General features: G+C 59.3%; 24 protein-coding genes and 1 pseudogene. 9 read left to right on the top strand and 16 right to left on the bottom strand.

From position 1 onward, the window contains the following. Positions 1 to 63: 63 nt before the first annotated feature. Together FXO12_RS28310 and FXO12_RS28305 are read right to left on the bottom strand one after the other, a co-directional pair. Complete coding sequence (locus tag FXO12_RS28310) at positions 64 to 759, bottom strand: tRNA (adenine(22)-N(1))-methyltransferase TrmK (protein ID WP_057977543.1); 696 nt, start codon at positions 757 to 759, stop codon at positions 64 to 66. Between the two features lie 10 nt (positions 760 to 769). Then, positions 770 to 1,483, bottom strand: coding sequence for a FadR/GntR family transcriptional regulator (locus FXO12_RS28305; protein ID WP_034126185.1), 714 nt, complete (start codon positions 1,481 to 1,483; stop codon positions 770 to 772). A 338-nt stretch (positions 1,484 to 1,821) separates the two neighbouring features. Between FXO12_RS28305 and FXO12_RS28300 the strand changes: the two genes are divergently transcribed. Together FXO12_RS28300 and gudD are read left to right on the top strand one after the other, a co-directional pair. Beyond that, complete coding sequence (locus tag FXO12_RS28300) at positions 1,822 to 3,171, top strand: MFS transporter (protein ID WP_057977716.1); 1,350 nt, start codon at positions 1,822 to 1,824, stop codon at positions 3,169 to 3,171. A gap of 19 nt (positions 3,172 to 3,190) precedes the next feature. Beyond that, the gene (gudD, locus tag FXO12_RS28295; RefSeq protein ID WP_057977542.1) at positions 3,191 to 4,516 is read left to right on the top strand and encodes a glucarate dehydratase; all 1,326 of its coding nucleotides are present in this window, start codon (positions 3,191 to 3,193) and stop codon (positions 4,514 to 4,516) included. Positions 4,517 to 4,713: 197 nt separating this feature from the next. On the opposite strand, the pseudogene FXO12_RS28290 reads toward gudD, so the two are convergent. The 6 genes and pseudogenes from FXO12_RS28290 to FXO12_RS29260 form a co-directional block, all read right to left on the bottom strand. Further along, positions 4,714 to 5,715: pseudogene (locus FXO12_RS28290) on the bottom strand (chitinase); the annotation flags it as partial. Between the two features lie 40 nt (positions 5,716 to 5,755). Then, the gene (locus FXO12_RS28285) at positions 5,756 to 6,391 is read right to left on the bottom strand and encodes a lytic polysaccharide monooxygenase auxiliary activity family 9 protein (RefSeq protein WP_057977538.1); all 636 of its coding nucleotides are present in this window, start codon (positions 6,389 to 6,391) and stop codon (positions 5,756 to 5,758) included. Between the two features lie 318 nt (positions 6,392 to 6,709). Continuing rightward, entirely contained in the window at positions 6,710 to 7,084 is a 375-nt protein-coding gene (locus FXO12_RS28280) for an addiction module antidote protein (protein WP_054896296.1), read from the bottom strand. A gap of 1 nt (position 7,085) precedes the next feature. Beyond that, the gene (locus FXO12_RS28275; protein WP_054896297.1) at positions 7,086 to 7,388 is read right to left on the bottom strand and encodes a type II toxin-antitoxin system RelE/ParE family toxin; all 303 of its coding nucleotides are present in this window, start codon (positions 7,386 to 7,388) and stop codon (positions 7,086 to 7,088) included. A 224-nt stretch (positions 7,389 to 7,612) separates the two neighbouring features. Beyond that, complete coding sequence (locus tag FXO12_RS28270; RefSeq protein WP_232458742.1) at positions 7,613 to 8,443, bottom strand: IS3 family transposase; 831 nt, start codon at positions 8,441 to 8,443, stop codon at positions 7,613 to 7,615. A gap of 8 nt (positions 8,444 to 8,451) precedes the next feature. Next, complete coding sequence (locus FXO12_RS29260) at positions 8,452 to 8,760, bottom strand: transposase (protein ID WP_057978987.1); 309 nt, start codon at positions 8,758 to 8,760, stop codon at positions 8,452 to 8,454. A 510-nt stretch (positions 8,761 to 9,270) separates the two neighbouring features. On the opposite strand from FXO12_RS29260, the gene FXO12_RS28265 reads away from it, so the two are divergent. The 3 genes from FXO12_RS28265 (at position 9,271) to FXO12_RS28255 (ending at position 11,569) form a co-directional block, all read left to right on the top strand. Continuing rightward, entirely contained in the window at positions 9,271 to 9,606 is a 336-nt protein-coding gene (locus FXO12_RS28265; RefSeq protein ID WP_032902107.1) for a DUF6124 family protein, read from the top strand. Positions 9,607 to 9,795: 189 nt separating this feature from the next. Beyond that, entirely contained in the window at positions 9,796 to 10,536 is a 741-nt protein-coding gene (locus tag FXO12_RS28260; protein WP_057977056.1) for a type 1 glutamine amidotransferase domain-containing protein, read from the top strand. 106 nt (positions 10,537 to 10,642) lie between these two features. Further along, positions 10,643 to 11,569: an acetoacetate decarboxylase family protein gene (locus FXO12_RS28255; protein WP_034126376.1), complete on the top strand. Its 927-nt coding sequence runs from the start codon at positions 10,643 to 10,645 to the stop codon at positions 11,567 to 11,569. A 14-nt stretch (positions 11,570 to 11,583) separates the two neighbouring features. Here FXO12_RS28255 and FXO12_RS28250 read toward each other — a convergent pair whose 3' ends face one another. Further along, positions 11,584 to 12,042, bottom strand: a complete 459-nt coding sequence (locus tag FXO12_RS28250) for a MerR family transcriptional regulator (protein ID WP_034126375.1) — start codon at positions 12,040 to 12,042, stop codon at positions 11,584 to 11,586. Positions 12,043 to 12,219: 177 nt separating this feature from the next. On the opposite strand from FXO12_RS28250, the gene FXO12_RS28245 reads away from it, so the two are divergent. The 3 genes from FXO12_RS28245 (at position 12,220) to FXO12_RS28235 (ending at position 14,538) form a co-directional block, all read left to right on the top strand. Then, positions 12,220 to 13,050, top strand: coding sequence for an alpha/beta fold hydrolase (locus FXO12_RS28245; protein WP_032896079.1), 831 nt, complete (start codon positions 12,220 to 12,222; stop codon positions 13,048 to 13,050). Between the two features lie 94 nt (positions 13,051 to 13,144). Next, positions 13,145 to 14,170, top strand: coding sequence for an alpha/beta fold hydrolase (locus FXO12_RS28240; RefSeq protein WP_054896298.1), 1,026 nt, complete (start codon positions 13,145 to 13,147; stop codon positions 14,168 to 14,170). Between the two features lie 197 nt (positions 14,171 to 14,367). Further along, a complete protein-coding gene (locus FXO12_RS28235) occupies positions 14,368 to 14,538 on the top strand; it encodes a DUF2986 domain-containing protein (RefSeq protein WP_082631554.1) in 171 nt (56 codons plus the stop codon). Here the strand turns inward: FXO12_RS28235 and FXO12_RS28230 are convergent. From FXO12_RS28230 to FXO12_RS28210, 5 genes are all read right to left on the bottom strand, one after another. Beyond that, the gene (locus FXO12_RS28230; protein ID WP_057977053.1) at positions 14,510 to 15,505 is read right to left on the bottom strand and encodes a GlxA family transcriptional regulator; all 996 of its coding nucleotides are present in this window, start codon (positions 15,503 to 15,505) and stop codon (positions 14,510 to 14,512) included. The genes FXO12_RS28235 and FXO12_RS28230 overlap by 29 nt on opposite strands. A gap of 4 nt (positions 15,506 to 15,509) precedes the next feature. Continuing rightward, positions 15,510 to 16,052: a cysteine hydrolase family protein gene (locus FXO12_RS28225; protein WP_057977052.1), complete on the bottom strand. Its 543-nt coding sequence runs from the start codon at positions 16,050 to 16,052 to the stop codon at positions 15,510 to 15,512. 91 nt (positions 16,053 to 16,143) lie between these two features. Beyond that, positions 16,144 to 16,677, bottom strand: a complete 534-nt coding sequence (locus tag FXO12_RS28220; RefSeq protein WP_057977050.1) for a GNAT family N-acetyltransferase — start codon at positions 16,675 to 16,677, stop codon at positions 16,144 to 16,146. Next, positions 16,667 to 17,878 (bottom strand): YeeE/YedE family protein, encoded by a 1,212-nt coding sequence (locus tag FXO12_RS28215; RefSeq protein WP_057977048.1) that lies wholly within the window; start codon positions 17,876 to 17,878, stop codon positions 16,667 to 16,669. Before FXO12_RS28215 ends, FXO12_RS28220 begins: the two co-directional genes overlap by 11 nt. Positions 17,879 to 18,026: 148 nt before the next feature. After that, entirely contained in the window at positions 18,027 to 18,644 is a 618-nt protein-coding gene (locus tag FXO12_RS28210) for a TetR/AcrR family transcriptional regulator (protein ID WP_054921569.1), read from the bottom strand. A 134-nt stretch (positions 18,645 to 18,778) separates the two neighbouring features. On the opposite strand from FXO12_RS28210, the gene FXO12_RS28205 reads away from it, so the two are divergent. Then, positions 18,779 to 19,219, top strand: a complete 441-nt coding sequence (locus FXO12_RS28205) for a hotdog fold domain-containing protein (RefSeq protein ID WP_003192702.1) — start codon at positions 18,779 to 18,781, stop codon at positions 19,217 to 19,219. Between the two features lie 10 nt (positions 19,220 to 19,229). Here FXO12_RS28205 and FXO12_RS28200 read toward each other — a convergent pair whose 3' ends face one another. Together FXO12_RS28200 and FXO12_RS28195 are read right to left on the bottom strand one after the other, a co-directional pair. Beyond that, positions 19,230 to 20,558, bottom strand: a complete 1,329-nt coding sequence (locus FXO12_RS28200; RefSeq protein ID WP_057977047.1) for a HAMP domain-containing sensor histidine kinase — start codon at positions 20,556 to 20,558, stop codon at positions 19,230 to 19,232. After that, entirely contained in the window at positions 20,551 to 21,225 is a 675-nt protein-coding gene (locus tag FXO12_RS28195) for a response regulator transcription factor (RefSeq protein ID WP_060773055.1), read from the bottom strand. Before FXO12_RS28195 ends, FXO12_RS28200 begins: the two co-directional genes overlap by 8 nt. Positions 21,226 to 21,273: the final 48 nt, after the last annotated feature.

The following is a 21,273-nucleotide window of genomic DNA, read 5'->3' as shown; positions in this document are numbered from 1 at the left end:
GCGACACCTTGGGGGGATTTAAGAGAAGACTACAGCGTAGCGGTGAAGTGCCGCGAATGTGGCTCAGGCGAGCAATTGCTCGATCCACTTCACCTGCTGCACGATCTCCTGCACTTTCTGCTCGGGCACCGCCTGCCGCGCCTGTTCGAGGCTGGCCAATGTCTTGCGCTTTTGGCGCAACATCCGTTGCCACTTCGCCACAAACGCCGGGCTGCGGGCCTGCATTTGCAGCGGGCCAAAGTACAGTTGCTCTTCGGTGTAGGTCACCGCTCCAACACGTTCAGCAACGATGATTTCGTAGTAGAAGCGGTTTTCCAGTAGCAACTCCTCGAGCAGGATCTGGTAGCCGTTGCCCATCAACCATTGGCGCAGGGGTTGCTCGCCGCCGTTGGGTTGCAGGATCAGACGTTCTCGGCCATTGAGGTGCGCCTTGCCGCTGTCGAGAATGTCGCGGATCGTCTCGCCGCCCATGCCGCACAGGCTGATGGCGGTAATGTCATCGCCCGATTGAATCGCCGCCAAGCCATCGGCCCGGCGCACGGTGATGTGCTGAGCCAGGCCGTTGTCGGCCACAGTACGGTTGGCCGCGTGAAACGGTGTAGCGGCCACTTCCCCCGCCACGGCCGCCGCAATAGCGCCGCGGTGTATCAGGGCCACCGGCAGGTAGGCGTGGTCCGAGCCGATATCGGCCAGGCGGGCACCCGCCGGTATGTGCGCGGCCACGCGCTCCAGGCGCTGGGACAAGGTGTGTTCGTTCAACGGTGGTTCCTTAAGAGTGCCCGGAAAATCGATCCCGGCTGTTGGTCAAGTGCAGCACCATGGCCGCCCGTGCGGCGTCCGGGTCCTGGCGCTTGATAGCGTTGTAGATGGCCTCGTGTTCCAGGTTCGCCAACTGCCCCAGTTGAGCAAAGTCCGCGCCGCCGCGCTCGACGGCATTCACCTGGGTGCGCGGAATCATCGCCGTGCCCAGGTGCTGCATGATGTCGGTGAAAAACGTATTGCCGGTGGCTTCGGCGATCAGTTGGTGAAAGCGCTTGTCCTCCTCCACACAGCTGTCGTTGTTGGCCAGGGAGGCTTGGTAGTCGTCCAGTGCCTGGCGCATGTGGGCCAATTGCGCGTCACTTCTGCGCAGCGCGGCCAGGGCCACCGCTTGCACTTCCAGGCCCAGGCGCAATTCGAGCATGTTGCGCACGCTGGCGACCGTGTCCACATGCAGGCGCAGGCCCGGCTGGGTGTGCTGCTCGAGCACAAAGGTGCCGATGCCGTGACGCGTCTCCACCAGCCCCGACGCCTGCAACTTGGACAAGGCTTCACGCACCACGGTGCGGCTCACCCCATGCTCAAGCACGATGGTGGATTCGGACGGCAGTTTTTCACCCGGCTTGAGTTGCCCCAACTGAATGCGCTGGGTCAGTGCCTCGACCACACCCTGGGCCAGGTTGGCGGAACGTTTGCGCACAGGCGGTGTGCTTTTAATCGGCATCGAGACGGGTCCACGCGGTTGGGCTGGTGGGAGCTTATCACCCTGAGCGCACGGGCGACGGGTGGCGGCGAAAAACATTCAACTTGTATGACAACACACACCCCCCCCCACCCCACCCGCCCCTGTCTTCGCTTTGAGAGAAGCGCACACCCCGGACCGCCAGCAGCGGGGCAAAACCCAATAAAATCTGGCAAATAACCAAAATAGCCAATCTCAATACCGGCTTATAAGAACAAAAACAGCCCTGACAGGATTGCGGCCTTTAAAAAACAACTTGTATGATGTCTGTCAACAAAACATCAAACCCGCATAAAAATAATCAGGGGGAGTTTTCATTCGTGAAGCATTCAAGCCCAGCATCTGCCGTACCCGAAAGTGATTCAGCGCTCGCCCGCGCCGTGAGCAAAGTGAAGGGCCATGTGCTCCCACTGTTCGTGGTCATGTTCATCCTCAACTACATCGACCGGGTCAATATCGGCTTCGTGCGCACGCACATGGAGCATGACCTGGGGATCGGCGCAGCGGCTTACGGCTTCGGTGCCGGGCTGTTCTTCATTGGCTATGCGCTGTTCGAAGTGCCGTCCAATATGCTGCTGCAAAAAGTCGGCGCCCGCATCTGGCTGACCCGCATCATGTTCACCTGGGGCATCGTCGCCACGCTGATGGCGTTTATCCAGAACGAAACCCACTTCTACATCCTGCGTTTCCTGCTGGGTGTGGCGGAAGCCGGGTTCTTCCCTGGCGTGATCTATTACTTCACCCGCTGGTTGCCCAGCGTGGAGCGTGGCAAGGCCATCGCGATCTTCCTCAGTGGTTCGGCGGTGGCGTCGTTGATCTCCGGGCCGTTGTCGGGTGCGTTGTTGCAGATCGAAGGTTTTGGTTTGCATGGCTGGCAATGGATGTTCGGCATCGAGGGGCTGGCCTCGGTGGCGCTGGGCTTCTTCGTGTGGTTCTGGCTGGACTCCAAACCCCATGACGCCAAGTGGCTGAGCCGCGAAGAGCAGGATGCGCTGGTGGGCGCCATCGATCAGGAGCAACGTGATCGCGAAGCCCTGACCACGGTGAAACCCACCCTCGGCAAGCTGCTCAAGGACCGCCAGATCCTGCTGTTTTGCGCCCTGTACTTTTGCATTCAATTGACGATCTACGCCGCCACCTTCTGGCTGCCGAGCATCATCAAGAAGATGGGTGACTTGAGTGATGTGCAGGTCGGTTTCTTCAACTCGATCCCCTGGCTGATCTCGATCATTGCCATGTACGCCTTCGCGTCGCTGTCGGGCAAGTTCAAGTTCCAGCAGGCCTGGGTCGCGGCGGCCCTGCTGATCGCGGCGGCCGGCATGTTCATGTCCACCACCGGCGGGCCGATCTTCGCTTTCGTGGCGATCTGTTTTGCGGCCATCGGGTTCAAGTCTGCGTCGTCGCTGTTCTGGCCGATCCCCCAGGGCTATCTGGATGTGCGCATCGCTGCCGCGGTGATCGCGCTGATCAACTCCATCGGCAATCTGGGCGGCTTTGTGGCACCGACTACCTTCGGCTTTCTGGAACAAACCACCGGCTCGATTCAGGGCGGGCTGTATGGCCTGGCCTGCACCTCGGTGCTCGCGGCCATCCTGGTGTTCTTTGCCAAGACCTCACCCTCTGCCGTACCGGCCGTGCCCAGCGGCGCCGCCATCAGCAAACCTCTTTGAACTCAGCCAGGAACGCGCCATGAATACCCCTGTCGTTACTCATTTCCAAGTCATCCCCGTCGCCGGCCACGACAGCATGTTGCTGAACCTCAGCGGCGCCCACGGCCCCTACTTCACGCGCAATATCGTCATCCTCAAGGACAGCAGCGGCAACACTGGCGTGGGCGAAGTACCCGGCGGCGAGCGCATTCGCCAAACCCTGGAGGATGCCCGCAGCCTGGTGATCGACCAGCCGATTGGCCAGTACCAGCGCGTTCTCAACCAGATGCGCAGTACCTTTGCGTCTCGAGACAGCGCGGGCCGCGGCCTGCAGACCTTCGACCTGCGCATCACCATCCACGCCGTCACCGCCATGGAGGCCGCGCTGCTCGATTTGCTTGGCCAATTTCTTGAGGTGCCGGTGGCCGCCTTGCTTGGCGAAGGCCAGCAACGCGATGCGGTGAAGATGCTCGGCTACCTGTTCTATGTGGGGGATCGCAACGCCACCGACCTGGCCTACCGCAACGAGGCCGACGCCGATGATGAGTGGTTCCGCCTGCGCCATGAAACAGCCCTGACCGCCGACGCGGTAGTGCGCCTGGCCGAAGCGGCCAAGGCCAAATATGGCTTCAACGATTTCAAGCTCAAGGGTGGCGTATTGAGCGGCGACGCGGAAATCGAAGCCGTCACCGCGCTGGCCGAGCGTTTTCCCGATGCGCGCATCACCCTTGACCCCAACGGCGCATGGTCGCTGAAAGAAGCCATCCGTCTGTGCCGCGACCAGCATCATGTGCTGGCCTACGCCGAAGACCCGTGCGGCGCAGAAAACGGCTACTCGGGCCGCGAAGTCATGGCCGAATTCCGCCGCGCCACGGGCCTTAAAACCGCCACCAACATGATCGCCACCGACTGGCGCGAAATGGGCCACGCCATCCAGTTGCAATCGGTGGACATTCCCCTCGCCGACCCGCACTTCTGGACCATGCAGGGCTCGGTGCGCGTCGCGCAAATGTGCAACGAGTGGGGCCTGACCTGGGGCTCGCATTCCAACAACCACTTTGATATTTCCCTGGCAATGTTCACCCAGGTGGCGGCGGCCGCACCGGGCGAGATCACCGCCATCGACACCCACTGGATCTGGCAGGACGGCCAGCGCCTGACGCGGGAGCCGTTGAAGATTGAAGGGGGCTATGTGAAGGTGCCGGCCAAGCCTGGCCTGGGTGTGGATATCGATATGGACGCGGTGGCCAAGGCTCATGAACTGTACAAAGGCATGGGCCTTGGAGCCCGGGATGACAGTGTGGCGATGCAGTTTCTGATCCCAGGTTGGGGCTTTGATAACAAGCGGCCTTGTCTGGTGCGGTAAATCGGCTTTAGGAATGCTCAGCGCAATTTGAGCGTGACGCAAAAAATCCGATGCCCAAACAGGCATCGGATTTTAGTCAGATCAGAAGCTTAGCTGTTTGACCTCTGGCACGTCTGCCAGAGGCCCCTTTTGCGCTACTGCCGATTGGCGATCTCCAGATCCGCCTCTTCCTGCTCCAGGCCAGCGAGATCAGTGCCATTGATCATCGGCCCATAACGGCGGCTGAACTCCCAGTTGTAGGGCACATGGTCTTTGTTGATCCCGTTGTCCCAATTCACCGACCAGGTCATCAGGCCCTTGATCGACAATCCTTTGTCGTGCAAACGCTTGAATGTATTGGTCACGGCTGTCGGGTTGATCACATAACCGGTGGCAGCCGCATCGACGTTCGCGGGCAGGCCAATGACGAACTTGTCTGCCGGGATTTTGGTAAACCCGCGCGTTCCGCTCACCAGACTTTCGGTCAGGTAAAACAGAAAGTCCTCTTTCATTGCGTCGTTGTTCTGGGCAATCCAGGCGCCGTTGCCATTGTTGACCTCCTGCACCCAGATGCCGTCGCCCCCCTGGTTGTAATACTGCGGGGCGATGAAGTCGTAATAGCCTTCCAGCGCCTGGATGTAACCGACGTATTTGCCGGCGGTGGTGAGGTACGGAAACTCCGGCGCCATGCTGATGATGAAGTGTTTGCCTTGACCTGCGTAGTGGTCCTTGACCAGCTTCAAGGCGGCGGGCAGGACAGTCTTGTTGTCGGCGAAATCAATCGCGCTCTGTTCAAGATCGATATCCAGGCCATCAAAGCCATAGGTTTCCACCAGGCGGATAATTTCGCTGGCCAGTAGCTGTTCGTTGCCTTTATGCAGTTCGATGTGTGCATCGGCGCCGCCAAGGGAAATCAGCACCGCCCTGCCCTGGCTGTTCAGCACACCCACCTGGCGACGGAACTCGGCGTCGGACAGCTTGTACGGGGTGAAGGTTGGGATACCGTTGCCCTTCATGAAGGCCACGGCCACCACGTTGTAATCCTTTGGCACATCCACCAGGCTCATATTGGCGAATTGGCCACGCTGGTAGCCGTCGCTCGGGCCGGCAGGCCAGTTGTGCCAGAAGCCCATGAGGATCTTTTTGCCGGCAATGCTCGGCATCAGCGAAGCGGCATCGTTGAGCGGCGATTGCAGTGAGGTAAAGTCAATCTTTGACATGTTCTAATCCTTCAGAACGTGTGGGTTTAACGGCGCGGGCTTATTTGAAGTCCACGTCGAAGGCTTGATAGAAGGCGTTGCCGGTGTTGGCGACGATCCACATCAATACGATCACATGCTGGCCCTTCTTGTTGGCCGGCAGTTTCACTTCATGATTGACCTTGGCCTTCAGTTCGCCTGCATGGCTGTAGTACGGCACCTGGGCATAGAAGTCTTCAGCGAACGGCTGGGTTTCCAGTTGCGCGCGGGTGATGCGCTGTTTCGGATCCCAGCCATCCTTGGTGATCAGCCAGCGATAGCCACGGGTGGTGTGCGGCGCGGTGTATGCCCAGGTGACCTTGAAGGTCTGACCCGACTCGACATTGAGCAACGGCCAGGTGAAGGCGCGGCCAAGTTTCTTGGCCATTTCCTCGTGGGTGAAGTTGATGCAGTCACGGGCATCGGTCTTGCCACCGCTGAGGATGACGCCGTCGGCGGGTGGGGTGACGCTGTCACTGTCGGTTTGATAAGGCGCCGGGAACGGACCGGCCGTCAGTGCCGGGAAGTTCTTGCCGCCTTCCATTTCGTTGACCTGCCAGGTTTCCAGCAGGCCAAGATCCACGGCAACTGCGCCACGGCTGGAAGGGGATGTGACACGACCATGGCGAAGAGGTGTCTGGGTTTGTGGTTTGTTCATGTTGTGACTCCATTCACTTGATTAAGAACTCTCCTTTCTTGAAGGAGAGGACCTCAACCTAACGGAGTGGCTTTTTTTTGCCACAGGCCCATTTTTCACTCATTTTCGTTTCGTGAGCGCGCAGACCCGCAAATACTGGATATACAACCAGTATTATAGAGGAAGCCTTACGCTACTAGAGGTCGATTTCCTACAAGACCAGGCGCATATCAACACGCTTCTCTCGTAAATGGCTTTATCCCCTTCGTAAGGGATGGGCGCTCTGTCGAAAAAAAGGGACGTATCTATTTTCATCAAAACCGTCCTCTGTTTGGTCCATCAGGTTTTGCCGATGACAGCCGTTTTTTTAGCGGTAGTCGCGGTAATCGGTCGCACCGTCAGTTCCACCCCCAATGCCAGCATCAGCTTCTGGACCGTCTCATAACGCGTCTTTGAGCCGCCTTTCAGGGTTTTATACAGACTCTCCCGATTCACCCCCGCCGCTTCGGCAACCTTGTTCACTCCCTGGGCCTTGGCAACCTCGGCCAGCGCCTTCATAAGGACTTGCGGGTCATGGCACGCCATGCTTTGCGCAAGATAGGCACTGATGGTTTGCGGGCTATCAAGGAAACGTGAAGCCTCATAGGCGCTGGTGCCGGATGTATCCAGCTCGAGGATCGGCATGTCCTCTGGTTTGAATGTCGACTTACTCATGTCATTGACCTCTCAGGGCATCGAGAATCTCTTTTGCCCGCTTGATTCCTCGTTTCTGGTCGGTTTTATCGCCTCCCCACAGCATCAGGTAAGCGGTGATGCCCGTGCGCACAAAGTAAATCCTGTAGCCGGGCCCGACAAACACACGCATTTCACTCATGCCATCGCCTACAGGCTGGCAATCGCCAAAATTGTTTTCTTCGGCTCGATCCAGGCGGATCAGTACAGCCGTCTTACCCCACACATCCTTCATACCGTCGAGCCATGTATCGAACTCGGGCGTCCTGCCGATCGTATTGGTCACAGATTCAAATGTAGCCTACTGGCTACTCCTTGTAGATGCCAGTGAATTTTTAATGTCGGTGTGCACCGCCAGAAAAAATCCTAGTCCAGCCGCCGCGCAGGCAGCCGAGCAATACTATTAGCGCTTGTGTCCTCAAGACCGAAACGTTGCGTCGCGACTGAGGCATCCTCTCTGTAGGAGCGAGCTTGAACTGGTCAAGTAATCCCGGACACCGATTACGGTGTTTATGCCGCTTTTTGCTCCATGGCTATTGGCGACAGGTAGTTGTTGTAGCTGTGGAGCCTGATTCGATTGTATCGCATGAAGAAGCTGGTCATATCCTGCCTGGCTTCTTCAACTGTCGTATAACCCTTGGTGGGCACCCACTCTGACTTGAGCGTCCCGAAGAAACGCTCTGTTGGCGCGTTGTCCCAGCACTGCCCCCTGCGGCTCATGCTTTGCGTTATCCCATGTTCCAGCAGCTCAGACTGAAAGCGCTGGCTGGTGTATTGGCAGCCTTGATCCGAATGAAAGATCAAGCCTGCATGTTTGCCTCGAACCTCCACCGCCATTCTCAGCGCCTTGCTAACCAGGTCGGCGTCATTGATCAGGGAAAACGCCCAGCCAATGATTCGGCGGGCGAACAGATCAATGACCGCTGCCAAGTGATACCAGCGTTTACCAACCATCAGGCTGGTAACGTCGCCGCACCAGACCTGATTAATTGCGGCTGGCTCGAAGTTACGCTCGAGCAAGTTCTTGGCCACAAATGCTTCGACTCCTCTAGAGCGATACTGATGGCGGCGGCGCTGCCTGCTGGCCAGATTTGCCTCCGCCATGAGTTTTCCGGCCAGATGCCGTCCCACCTTGATCTGCTGGGCCTTCAAGTGCTGAGAGATCATCCGCGCGCCTGAACTTCCCCGGCTTTCGTCATGCAGTTGCACGACTTTTGCTCTGAGTGCGTCACGCTTGGTATTCGGCGCTGAGCGACGCTTAAGCCAGTCATAAAACGCGCTACGGGAAACGCCCAGCGCACTGCAAAGCAGGCAGGTCGGATATGAACTCGACTCTCTCAGTTCCTCGATCAGGAAAAACGATCGGGATCCGACATCAAGAGAGCCGTAGCCTTTTTTAAGATTTCAGCCTCGGTCTCCAGACGCTTGATCTTGGCTCGCAGCTGCTGCAGCTCTCGCTGTTCTTCGCTGATTGCCTTGGTACCAACCACTGGCTGCCCTTTCAGGCGTTCTTTACGAACCTGATCAACCCAGCGGCGCAGAGCCGTAGGGCCAACTTCCATCGATGCACATACGTCGGGAACTGAGCAATTATCATCAAGAACCATGCTTGCAGCACGTTGCTTGAACTCGCGGGTGTAGGTCTTTCGCTCTTGCATGGAAACCTCCTGATTGGGCGAATCATATCGCCCTTAAGAGGTGTCCGGGAGCATTAGGCCAGTTCAGCTTGCTCGCGAAGAACGTAAAGATAATGTGTTCATCCAGAATGAACGCGGCGCCTATGGTTTTTCGCGAGCAAGCTCGCTCCTACAGGGAGTGAGTGAGTGGGCCGGCGTTGATGTAGACCCGTCCTACAGCAAGCTGCACCACCTTGCTCCATTGCCTACAGTTGCGTCAGAATCCGCCGGCTTGTGCGCTTGGATGGGCGTCTCTAAGGTGGCTCGGTCGCTGACAACTCAGTGATCGGGTTTAGTAGCCCGAGGGTCAATTACATTTAGTGCATGAGCTTCATCTATCAGACGTTCCTGTCTGTGCCTGATGGTGGCTGTGCGTAGGGCGCCTTCGGGCGCGCCGGCTTTGTGTAATTCCCCGGTCTACTAACCTGCGTACAGCTGCCACCCTTTCGTTTAGTAGCGAAACGGTGTCGGCCCCATTCAGGAATTACGCATATGTACAAAGTCACCCCAAACCCTCCAAACGATCCAAACCTGAAGCTTGATCAGGCAGCCCGTCGTGCGATCGATCACGCCCTCAACCCCAACGCCGAACCCTCTCCTCCACCCTCGACACCGCTGTTCAGCGTTGCCGACGATGCCAGCAATGAAATGCTCGTCGCCAATAGCTATGAAACCTTTTCCTCAGTAACCGCCCTGCTGCTCGACCTGTCGGATGAACTGACCGGTAAACAGCGCGACGTCGCGTTGGCGATTCATCAGTTAAGTGAGCTGGGAATGTTGTTGGTCGATAAGTTGATGGAGCGCGAGGCGGCTGTAGCAGCTGGCTAAACGTTCAACACGCCCAAAAAAAGCCGAGCCGTCGCGCCCCAAGACGACTCGGTTTTTTTTTGCCAAAGCAAGGGTTGACCTTAAAGCGAGGTTTAAGGTGAGCATGCACCAACCGACAGGATTACTGGACCCTGGATCATGCTCAAAACCCTTATTTCTTTTGCGTTGGTAGCGATAGGTGGCGCGCTTATGACATTTGCACAGGCTGAACCCGGCCCTTCCACGGCCGCTGCAAACAATCGCCAGATCCTGGTGATCATGACCAACCACGCCAGCTACCCCTCAAGGCTCGATACCACGGGCCTGTGGCTGACAGAGCTGACGCATTTCACCGAGGTCGTGGAAGCGGCTGGCTACACGACGGTATTTGCCAGCCCCAAAGGAGGTGCTGTGCCTCTGGACGAGCGCAGCCTCGGTTGGCTGTACATGGATAAGGCGGCGCGTGAACAGTTGCAGTCCCCGGCCTTTCGCGCCCGGCTGCAAAACACGCTGCCCATCGCCAATGTCGATCCGTCGCAATTTCGCGCGATCTACTTCACCGGCGGCCACGGTGTCATGTGGGACTTCCCTGGCAACCTCGACCTGCAACGTGTCGCCCAAACCATTTACAACCAGGGCGGCATCGTCTCGGCCGTGTGCCACGGTGTGGCGGGCCTGCTGGATCTGAAGGATGAACAGGGCAACGCGATCATCAAGGGCAAAAACATCACCGGCTTCTCCAATCGCGAAGAACTGCTATCGGGCATGAAGCGTGAGGTGCCGTTCTTGCTTGAAGACCGGCTGCTGAGCCAAGGGGCGCGTTACCGCAAGGGCTGGGTGCCGTTCACCTCATTTGTCATCACCGATGGCCGCCTGATCACGGGCCAGAACCCGCAATCGCCCAAGGCCGTCGCACTCGCCGTAATAACCGAGCTGTCCCACGAACGATAGCGCCTAGCCCCTCTCTGGAGAAAACCGATTGAACATTCCAAGCGCCATTTTAACCGGATTGCTGCTCACCCCTTTTGCCAACCTTGCGTTGGCCGGAACGCCCGAGATGCCCAGCCCCAACGACACAACCCACATCGATATCGCCGGCCAGCAGGTGCCCGTCGTCAAGGGTGGCTTGTACGACCGCTTTCGCTCCAACCCGCCGTTGTCGGTGGTTGCAGCAGAATTACCCGGGGTTGATTTAAGCTGGTTCAAAGGGTTGCAAAAGCACAAGGTCGACATCGGTTTTGAATCCTACTCGCCCAATTTTTACTACCAGAACAGTCGGGTAACAGCAGTCTATACAGCCGACATCGATAAGCTTCGGGCGTTGATGCCACCGCAGGTACTGGCCGCCGTGCAGCCCTTGCAAGTCTGGCCGGGTCGCGGGCTGATCGCGTTTACTGCGTACACCTATGAGCATTGCGATAACGACGCCTATAACGAAGTCGCCGTGTCGATCATCACGAACAAACCTGGCAAAGCCAACCTGGGCCCCTTTACGCTGGTGGGCCAGTCGATGTCGCAGGACTTTTGGGGCTATGTGCTCAAGCTGCCGGTGAATACCGAGCTGGCGCGGGTGCGCGGGGTGGTCGGTTACAACCTGCCGAAATGGCTGACCGGCATTGATCGCAAAGAGGATGGGCACTCGGTGGTGTATGACATTACCGATAGCAAGACCGGCAAACTGGACGTGTCGTTCAAGGCTAAAAAGCTTGAGAAGCTGTCCCGTGATATGGACCTGGTCACCAGCAGTTTCACCAATCTCGATCACCACGGCCAACTGGCCTATGGGTATGCGGTTTCCCGCCAGCTCAGCCATGGCTCCAGCCGTGACGCAGACTCAGCCACCCTCACGCTAGGCGATGGCAGCCTGTCCGATTACCTGCGCGACCTCAAGCTGGGGAAAATGGTGAAGTACGAATACGTACCCGAGTTCCAGAGCGCACTCTATGCGCCAGAGCCGCTCGTCAACCTGATTGGCGAACGCTGAACCTCGTGCGCCGGTCAGGCCCTCGGGGCCCGGCGGGCGCTTTTTTTTGTGGATGAGGCTGGAGCGCCCCCTTCCTCGCGCAGACGGTTTATCAGCATCTGCGCATTCTCGGCACAGGCCATGCCCTCGGGCTTGCCTTCGATGCCCTTGATGACGTTCAGCAACTGCGCCTTGTTCTGGGCCAGCCGTTGTTGCAGAACCTCGATTTCCTCGACCTTGTGCTTGAGCCCGCTGAGCAGCTCGTCATGCTGCCAACCACCGGCACTGCGGGGCATTAACTGCCGGATTTCTTCCAGAGAGAAACCGGCTGCCTGGGCACCCTTGATGATCTCCAACACCGCCTCGGTGCCGGGCGTATAGTCCCGATAGCCGTTGGATTTACGCTCAACCGATTGGATCAGACCGCTCGCCTCGTAGAAGCGGATGCGTGAGGCCGCCAACCCGCTGATTTTTGCCAACTCGCCTATTCTCATGTACCACCCACAAAAAACCATTGACCTTAAAGTTGACTTTAAACCTAAAGTCATTGGGCGGCCAAGGCGGCAATTGGTAGGCGGCGCGCTTGCCAGACACGCATGGGCCGCAGTGGGTCAATCCAGCGCCATGATCGCGATTCGATCAGGCCATCATTTCATTTGGGAGAGGCGAACATGGGCTACGTCACCACGCGAGACGGTGTTGAAATTTTCTACAAGGACTGGGGCCCACGCGATGCCCAGGTCATTTTCTTCCATCATGGCTGGCCACTGAGCGCAGATGATTGGGACGCGCAAATGCTGTTTTTCCTGGGCGAAGGTTACCGGGTCGTTGCCCACGACCGGCGTGGCCACGGGCGTTCCAGCCAGGTCTGGGACGGGCACGATATGGACCACTATGCCGACGACGTTGCGGCGGTGGTCGAGCACCTGGGTATACAAACTGCGGTGCATGTCGGTCACTCCACCGGCGGCGGTGAAGTGGTTCATTACATCGCCCGCCACGGTGAAGAGCGCGTCTCGAAGGCCGCCATCATTAGTGCCGTCCCTCCTTTGATGGTCCAGACCCCGAGCAATCCTGGTGGCCTGCCCAAGTCAGTGTTCGACGACTTGCAGGCGCAACTGAAAGCCAACCGCGCACAGTTCTATCAGGACGTTCCCGCCGGACCTTTCTACGGCTATAACCGCCCAGGCGCCAAGCCGTCCGAGGGCATCATCCTGAACTGGTGGCGGCAAGGCATGATGGGCTGTGCCAAGGCGCACTATGACGGGATCGTGGCGTTTTCCCAGACCGATTTCACCGAAGACCTGAAGAGCATCCAGATTCCCGTATTGGTCATGCATGGCGACGATGATCAGATCGTCCCCCATGAAAATGCCGGGGTGCTGTCCGCCAAATTGTTGAAAAACAGCACGCTGAAAATCTACCCGGGCTTCCCGCATGGCATGCCTACTACCCATGCCGATACGATTAATGCGGATTTGCTGGCGTTTATAAGGAGCTGATTGATTATTGGGGGGGCGGGTGACCGCCTCCCCTCTACCTGAACCGCTCGTTTCAGGTCATGCTGCGTCCTTCATTTCAAGGACGATAAAAACAATGAAAGCCCCCCTCGCCGCCCTGCTCCTGATCAGCCTGACTGGGCCTGCACTCGCCAACGACCCCATCGGTTTCCAAACCACCACCATCCCTGACACTCACAACATTCGCCCACTGGAAATGGCCGTGTGGTACCCCTCCACCAGCACCGCCCAACCCAAGCTGATCGCTGACAACCTGGTGTTCATCGGTGTGCTTGCGGTGCCTGATGCCGCACCGACGCCCGGTAAACATCCGGTGGTGGTGCTCTCCCACGGCTACGGTGGCAATTGGGGCAAGCAGGCGTGGTTGGCCAGTGCGCTGGCCCGGCAGGGGTATATCGTGGCGGCAGTGAATCACCCTGGCACCACCAGCCAGGATCGCAGCGCGCAAGCCGCCGCGCAGTTGTGGCAACGGCCCAAGGATTTGAGCCGGGCCATTGATGCGCTGCTGGCGCAGGCCACGCCATTTGGCGCGGCGGATAGTGGCCGGATCGCGGTGATAGGCCATTCCCTGGGGGGCTGGACGGTCATGGAGAGCGCGGGGGCGCGTTTTGACCCGGCGTTGTTTGCCCGGGACTGCGACGCCCATCCGACGTTGGTGGCGTGCAAGGCTTACCGTGAGATGAACCCTGAAGGTACGCCGAGCGGGAAGGCTCAAGTGGCCGCGGACTTGAGCGACAAGCGCGTGACCGCTGTGGTGTCTCTGGACTTGGGCCTGTCGCGCGGCTTTACCGATGCGAGCCTAGCGGCATTGCCGGTGCCGGCGTTGGTAATCGCTGCCGGTGTGCCGTCAGCGGATTTGCCGGCGCAAATGGAATCGGCTGACATGGCCAAGCGGCTGCCAAAAATGTCGACTCAGTATGTGGAGATCCAGGACGCCAACCACTTCAGTTTTATGTCCCAGTGCAAACCGGGGGCGGCAGCGGTGCTTGACGCTGATGTGCCCGGCGACAGCATCATTTGCCAGGACGGCGAAGGCGCGCGGCCACGGCCCGTGATCCAGCAGCAGATAACCACGCTGATCACCCAGTTCCTGGCGCGCTGAGCCCGTGGCGAGGGAGCTTGCTCCCGCTGGAGTGCGAAGCGCTCCCAGCTTTTTTGGGGCCGCTACGCAGCCCAGCGGGAGCAAGCTCCCTCGCCACAGTTACCGGCTCTGCCTTAACTGACTGGTATTAACCCAGCGCCCGGTTACATTTGTTGAAACTGGTATCATCCGCGCCTTTCCCTCTCAGGCACCGCGACATGAACCGCCAGAAAAAACTCCAGCAGCTCTTCAAAGCCAAAGCGAAAAAGGCCAGTGCCAAGCTGGCGCCAAAAAGCAAAGACAGATACATCAGCAAGGCCGACCGTTTGAAGCTGGAAACCGAGGCTGGCCAGAACCCGGTTACGCCCCCCGAGACGCCTGCTGAGTAAGGCGCATGGCTGAAGGGGTGGCCGCTTCATACTTACCCCAGATACGCCGCAGATGCCGCGCCGAACCGAAGCCTGCGCGCTCGGCGACGGTTTCAATGTCCAGGGCCGACTCGGCCAGCAGTTCGCGGGCTACAGCCAGGCGCAGGCGATGCAGATAGTCCAGCGGGCTGGTGCCGACATGCTCCTGAAACAAGCGCGCCAGGTGGCGACTGCCGGTACAGGCCAGGGCCGCCATACGGGTGACCGTCCAGGTTTCACAGGGCGCGGCGGCGATGGCGTCTTGCACACGATGCACCGCCGGGTGCAGGTGATTACGCCCGGTTATCCAGGGCGACAACTGCGGGTCGCTGCCGCTGCGGCGCAGGTACACCACCATGTCTCGCGCCACCGCGCACGCCAAGCGTGGCCCCGCCAGTTCGGCAACCAGGTGCAACATTAGATCGATACCCGCTGTAATACCGGCGCTGCAACTCACAGGGCCATCGGTGACGTACAGACGGTTTTCCAGCACCCGGGCCTTGGGGGCGAGGGCCTGCAGGGTGGCGCACAGAGAATGGTGCGTGGTGCATTGGCGCCCATCGAGCAGCCCGGCCCTGGCGGCACTCAATGCGCCGGCGCACACGCACACCAGACGCTCGGCCGAGGGCGCGACGACGTTTTGCAGCCACTGGGTGAGCTGATGGCTGGCCGATTCGAAGGCCTTTTGGTGGGCTTTCGACACGTTCATCGTGGAGCCCACCAACACCACCAGCGTACCGGGGGCCAGGGTCGGCGGCAGCGGCGCCAGCCCCATCAGCGGCAAGCCGATGGAGGTGTGCAGCGTTGCCACCGGGCTGACGTATTGCAAGTCGAAATCCACCGCCGCCGGGTCGTCGACCTGCGCGGCCAGGCGCAGTACTTCGGCAGGCCCGGCCAGGTCGAGCATCAGCACGTTTGGCAATAGCACGAACAGCACCGGTACGCTCACCGCTTCACTCCGCCAGTGCCTGGGCGACCGTTACGATGCGGGCGAAGCGGTCATCGAGGACCAACTCCGTGCGTTCGCGAATCTCAGCCGGCGTATAGACCCGGCCGCTAAGCACGTGGGTCATCGGGAAGGTCAACGTCGCCTCGCTGACAAAATCCACCTTGAAGCCGCTGTCCGCAGCCTGCCGCGTTGTGGTCTCGCAGCATTGCTCAGTGCGGATGCCGCTGATGATCAGCGTGGTGACGCCCATTTCCACCAACCGAGCGGCCAGTGGCGTACCGGCCAAAGCACTGTGGTAGCGCTTATGGATCACCAGTTGCGGCTTGATCGACAGCTCGCTCAATGCCCTGACGTTGCCCGATTGCATGGAGAAATGCCCCTGGTCTTCAACATGGAAGACTTGTATCACCGGGATGCCCCGCTGAACACAACCATCGATGAGCGCCTGCTGTTTTTCCAGGTAGTCGGGCAGGTCATTTTCGGACCAGTAGGTTGAATGGCGGAAGGAATGTTGCGCGTCGATCACGATCAGGGCTTTATGGGTCATGGACGGTCCTTGTGGCTTGCATCAGTGGGTAAACGATGCACGCCATGGTAAGGACCACCCACAGTGCGCGACAGACGCAAGGCAGACTACTTCAGGACGGATTCGGACATATCACCGGGCACGCCATGGCACAACGGCTGCCGGGTTCGAAGCCATGGGCGTATTCATCCGTCAGGATCGTTTCCAGACGCGGATCGACGTGAATTGCAAAGCCCAGGCGCCGGTAGAACGGAGCATTCCAGGGTACATGCTTGAAGGTGGTCAGCGTCACCGCACGCAGGTGTTGGGCGCGGGCATGCTCTATCGCCGTTTCCACCAATCTGCGCCCCCAGCCCTGGCCTTGCAGCGGCTGGGCAACCGACACTTCATGGATATGCAGGTCGTCGCCAAAGCGTTCTGCGCTGAGGAAGCCTTGAGGGTGATCGTGGTCATCAACCACCACCCAACAGGTCGATAGCGCGATCCATTGCCGATGGCGTTCGATGCTGATCGACGCCGCATCCGCCAGCCAAGCCAGCCCTTCGATTGCGCGAAATGCCTGGGCTGCGCACTGCTCGATGGCGGGCAACAAACCGGCATCTTGCGCGCGCGCCAGGCGAATGTGGGTGGACTGCTCAGCAGCCACTCAAGGCCACCTGGGGCCGTTCGCCCGCAAAGAAGAAGGGCCGCAGGCGCACGCCCACGCCGTTACCGATAAAGGCCGCCACCAGCCACACCCAGCCATGCAGGCTGCCCGAGGCGATGCCACTGAAGTACGCGCCGATGTTGCAGCCATAGGCCAGGCGCGAACCGTAGCCAAGCATCAGGCCGCCGATCACAGCCGCGATCAACGAGCGCGCTGGAATATTCAGGCTGGGCGCGAAACGCCCGGCCAGGCCTGCGGCCAGCAACGCGCCGAGGACAATGCCGATGTCCATGACGCTGGTGATGTCTTCCCACACCGGTGCAGCCAGGGCCTTGGCATTGCCCGGCATCTGCCAGAATGCCCAACTGGCGACATCCACGCCCAGCCCGCTCGCCACCTTGGCGCCCCACAGCGCGAACGCCGAGGTGATGCCCCACGGCCGTCCGGCCAGGGCGAGGGTGGCGTAGTTGAGCAGCGCCAGGCCAATCGCGCCCCACACCAGCGGCCAGGGTCCGCGCAGGAAGCGGCGTAGCCCTTGGTGCTCGCTTTGCACGCCTTGTTCAAGCTGGCCGTGACGGCGCTTTTCCAGGCGCACTGTCACCACTGCAATCAGCGCGAACACCGCCAGGCTCAAGACCAGCGCCGGCAGCACACCGAAACTTTTGACAATGGAAACCGCCGGGAACGATGGCAGTGCAAACCACCAGTCGACATGGTGGGTGGCGATCAACGAGCCGCAGATAAAGAACAGCAGCGTCACCAACATCCGGGCATTACCGCCGCCCACGGTGAACAAAGTACCCGACGCACAACCACCACCCAGCTGCATGCCGATCCCGAAGATGAACGCCCCGAACACCACCGACACACCGGCCGGCGCCACCAGCCCCACGACCGGCTGACCGAACAAAGTGCCCGCGCCCAACGCCGGGAAAAACAACAGCACCGCCACCGCCAGCATCACCATCTGCGCACGCAAGCCAGCGCCACGCCGATCATTGATAAACACGCGCCAGGCCGAGGTGAAACCGAAGGCTGCGTGATACAGCGTCAGGCCCAGCGCGGCACCGACCACCAGCAGCAACACTTGGCGTGCGCCGACCATGTTTTGCAGGAACAGCGCGCCCGCCACCAGGATGATAAAGGCAATCAGTGGCGCGACGGGCTTGCGCACGGGCGTCAGGGAAAGAGACGTGCTCATGGGGTTCTCGATTGGTTGGAAGGAGGCAAGTATAGCCCTAGACGGAATTTGATCAGATGGCGGCATTGCCGAAAGGCTCATCGCCTGAAGCACCGCTATCGCAGCCCTCGCTGAAGCTCGACAGCTCCCACAGGGGATGGAGGACTGACTAACCCAGGCTGATCGACTTCCACGCTGCTTCAGCCAGCAGTTCGCGGTATTCAAATGGACTCTTTTTGACCTTCGCCGACAACCACGCACGCGAGTAACTTTCCGCCGCGCCAATGATCAGCGAAGGGATCAGCTCGGCAGGCAAGTGACTGAAATGCTCCTTGCGCCCTTCCCCGCTCATCCATTCCTTCAACTGCTGGTTGCGCTGTTTGTTGCGTGCAAGCAGCTCGTCCTTGAACGGCCCGCTGGAGACGGCAAAACGGCTTTGGAACACGAACCGCGCCCAGTCCGGCTGTGCGGTCACCCATTCAACGTAGCTGTACACCAGCCCGACGACGCCTGCGTGGGCGGTGTCCGCTGCTTGCAGATAGTGGTCACGCAGACTGGCCTGGTCCTCCAGCGCCGCAAAGAACAGCGCAGCGACCAACCCTTCTTTATTGCCGAAGTGGTGATAGATAGCGCCCACGCTGGTGTCGCAGCGCGCGCGAATGGTTTCGATAGAGGTCGCCTCGATGCCCACCTCGTTAAAACACGCCAGTGCTTCGCGCAGGATGATGCGCTTGAGGTCGCTGCGCCTGCCGGGGAAGGTGCGCTCGATGAGATCGATGGAGTGCATGGAGGAACGCCAAATCAAAACAGTTTATAGGCTGAACGACCGGCAGAGAAAGCTCAGGTTGACAGTCGTGGAATCAACAGAATATTGTTCCGTTACAGAATATTATTCTGTAAATGACCCTTGAGGATATTCCGATGAGCCAAGCCCTGAGCATGTTCAATAGCGTAGGCCCCGCCGCATTCAGCAACCTGGCGTGCCAAATGGCACCCTACTTCAGCACCATCACTCCCGAGATCGCGGAGCTCAAACCCAACCATGCGGTGGTCACCGTGCCGTTTCGCAAGGAAATCACCAATCACCTGGCCTCGGTGCATGCCATCGCACTGTGCAACGCCGCCGAACTGGCCGGCGGCATGATGACCGACGCGTCGATCCCCGCAGGCGCACGCTGGATTCCCAAAGGCATGACTGTGGAATATCTGGCCAAGGCGAAAACCGATATCCGCGCTGTTGCCGATGGCAGCGCTATCGATTGGCAAACCGCCGGAGACAAGATCGTGCCGGTGGAGATCTTCGATGCGGGCGGCGTCAAGGTCTTCACCGCCCACATCACCATGAATGTGAAGCTCGCTTAGACACAATCGTTCAACAGACTACAGGTGCGCCGTCTGCCGGCGGCGTGTCCCGTACATTCGTAAAATCAAGAATGACCGTAAACCGTTGCTGCTCGCGGATCACCTCAATCTGCCAGCCCAGCTTTGCGCACAACTGCCGCATCAACTGCAACCCAAGCCCATATCCAAAATCATCGGACTCCTGCCGCGGCTTGACCTCACTGATGTAATTGGCAATCACCAGCCGGGGGTATTTGAAACTGATATCCACCGTGCCCTCTTCCGCGTATTGCAGCGCATTGCGCAGGAAGTTGCCGATCACGATACGGCACGCCGTAGGGGGCAGCCGGCAAGGTTCGTTGTGGATGTCGATGCTTAGCTCAATATCCCGGTGACCGATCAGGTAGCGGTGCCTTTCAATCAGTTCGCCAACTACTTCGCTCAGATTAACGTCTTCCTCGGGCAACGACTCTGGACGTTCGCGACTCATCCACAGCAATGTCTCGGCGATGAGCTGCATATTGAGCACCGAGCGTTCTACGCGCTGCAACGAGGGTGGTAGCACACCACCCGATTGCAGGGCCAACAATTCGATATTGGCCTTGAGCACCGCCAGCGGCGTGCGCAGTTCATGGCTGGTGTAGCGCAACAGACGGCCTTCTCGCTGGCTGGCGGCCTGCACTTGTTCAACACTTTTGGCCAGGGCATCGGCCAACATATTGAACTCCTTGAAGTTGAAACCCGGCCGCTCGCTGGCCAGGGCGTCAGGATTGTTCAGGGTGCTGGACCATTGGATCAGACGTCCCAGCGGACGCACCAACCACCACACCAACAGCGCGATGATAATCAGCGCCGGCACGAATACGGCCAGGCTGATGAGCTGGACGCTTTCCAGTACCTGGTCAAAGTAGGCGTCGGACAATGGCGTCTCCACCTCTCCCCCTACTTCCTTATCGTGGTCGATGTCATACATGTAGAGGGTTTTGCCGTCGCCCAGAGGTTGTTCGAGAACGATATGGAACGGCGCCTCGTCGTCATCGGAATAGAGATCGCCGAAGATATTCACCGCACCAAAGGACAGGCTCGGCGGTGCATTCAGCAACTCGCGCACGTCCTGCGGCAACGCCTCCTTGCCGATGACGCTGGTGTAGTAGTAATTGTGCGGCGTCGGCGTGGTCGGGTCCTGTTTGTAGTGCCGGAGAAAATACAGGGCTTCCTCCTCCATCATCGCGCTGGCGGTGTAGAACAGGCCGCGCACGGTGAATTCAGGCAGCAGCCTGCTATAGATCACCAGCACCACCGCAATCAGACACAGGAAACTGCCGCTGATTACCCACTTCAGGCTCAGGCCGCTACGCATGGGCCTTTACCTGGATGCCGACACCCGCCAGGGTATGGATCAATGGCCGGCCAAAAGGTTTGTCTACCGTCTTGCGCAGCCGATGCATATGCACTTTGAGCGTATTACTGTCGGGCGGCTCATCGCCCCAGATTTTGCTTTCCAACCGCTCCCTGGGAACAGGCTCGGGACTGGCCCGCATCAAGTGCTCCAGCAAGGCCCAGCAAATGGGTGACAGATGCAGCTCCTGCCCTGCCCGGCTGACTTGGCGGGTGGTCAGCTCCATGACCAAGTCGTCTACTTGCAGGCGGCTGGTCTGGCCGCTGCGCCGCAGGCTCAAGGCGCGAATCCGCGCCACCAGCTCGGCAAGCTCGAACGGCTTGACCAGATAGTCGTCGGCTCCCGCAGCAAAACTGGCGAGCTTGTCGGGCAACGCATCCAGCGAGGTCAGCATCAGGATGGGGGTCTGGATGCCTTGCTGGCGTAACCCTGCGCACAACTGCTGGCCGTTCAGTCGCGGCAGCATGATGTCCAGCAGAATGACGTCGTAATGCTGGTTGAGCGCCAGGTTGAGCCCGGCCTGGCCATTGCTGGCGTGATCGCAGACGATTCCGCTGATCTCCAGGTACTCGATGACAGTGGTGGCCAGGTCCAGGTTGTCCTCGACCAGCAGCAGATGAATATGCACGGAAAAACCCTCGGGCAGATGGTGCTCAGCGGTGTGAAGGATAGCGGA

Origin of the sequence: Pseudomonas sp. J380, assembly GCF_009827115.1 — a bacterium.
GTDB lineage: Bacteria > Pseudomonadota > Gammaproteobacteria > Pseudomonadales > Pseudomonadaceae > Aquipseudomonas > Aquipseudomonas paracarnis.
Note: the sequence above shows the minus strand (reverse complement) of the source record. Positions and strands in the feature narration are given on the sequence as shown.

Coding starts and splice junctions, on each gene's coding strand:
- FXO12_RS28280 (WP_054896296.1), bottom strand. CDS start 7,084: ATGAGTAAGTCGACATTCAAACCAGAGGACATGCCGATCCTCGAGCTG.
- FXO12_RS28235 (WP_082631554.1), top strand. CDS start 14,368: ATGAACCGCCAGAAAAAACTCCAGCAGCTCTTCAAAGCCAAAGCGAAA.
- FXO12_RS28210 (WP_054921569.1), bottom strand. CDS start 18,644: ATGCACTCCATCGATCTCATCGAGCGCACCTTCCCCGGCAGGCGCAGC.
- FXO12_RS28265 (WP_032902107.1), top strand. CDS start 9,271: ATGTACAAAGTCACCCCAAACCCTCCAAACGATCCAAACCTGAAGCTT.
- FXO12_RS28215 (WP_057977048.1), bottom strand. CDS start 17,878: ATGAGCACGTCTCTTTCCCTGACGCCCGTGCGCAAGCCCGTCGCGCCA.
- FXO12_RS28260 (WP_057977056.1), top strand. CDS start 9,796: ATGACATTTGCACAGGCTGAACCCGGCCCTTCCACGGCCGCTGCAAAC.
- FXO12_RS28240 (WP_054896298.1), top strand. CDS start 13,145: ATGAAAGCCCCCCTCGCCGCCCTGCTCCTGATCAGCCTGACTGGGCCT.
- gudD (WP_057977542.1), top strand. CDS start 3,191: ATGAATACCCCTGTCGTTACTCATTTCCAAGTCATCCCCGTCGCCGGC.
- FXO12_RS28200 (WP_057977047.1), bottom strand. CDS start 20,558: ATGCGTAGCGGCCTGAGCCTGAAGTGGGTAATCAGCGGCAGTTTCCTG.
- FXO12_RS28305 (WP_034126185.1), bottom strand. CDS start 1,483: ATGCCGATTAAAAGCACACCGCCTGTGCGCAAACGTTCCGCCAACCTG.
- FXO12_RS28250 (WP_034126375.1), bottom strand. CDS start 12,042: ATGAGAATAGGCGAGTTGGCAAAAATCAGCGGGTTGGCGGCCTCACGC.
- FXO12_RS28285 (WP_057977538.1), bottom strand. CDS start 6,391: ATGAACAAACCACAAACCCAGACACCTCTTCGCCATGGTCGTGTCACA.
- FXO12_RS28205 (WP_003192702.1), top strand. CDS start 18,779: ATGAGCCAAGCCCTGAGCATGTTCAATAGCGTAGGCCCCGCCGCATTC.
- FXO12_RS28255 (WP_034126376.1), top strand. CDS start 10,643: ATGCCCAGCCCCAACGACACAACCCACATCGATATCGCCGGCCAGCAG.
- FXO12_RS28245 (WP_032896079.1), top strand. CDS start 12,220: ATGGGCTACGTCACCACGCGAGACGGTGTTGAAATTTTCTACAAGGAC.
- FXO12_RS29260 (WP_057978987.1), bottom strand. CDS start 8,760: ATGCAAGAGCGAAAGACCTACACCCGCGAGTTCAAGCAACGTGCTGCA.
- FXO12_RS28225 (WP_057977052.1), bottom strand. CDS start 16,052: ATGACCCATAAAGCCCTGATCGTGATCGACGCGCAACATTCCTTCCGC.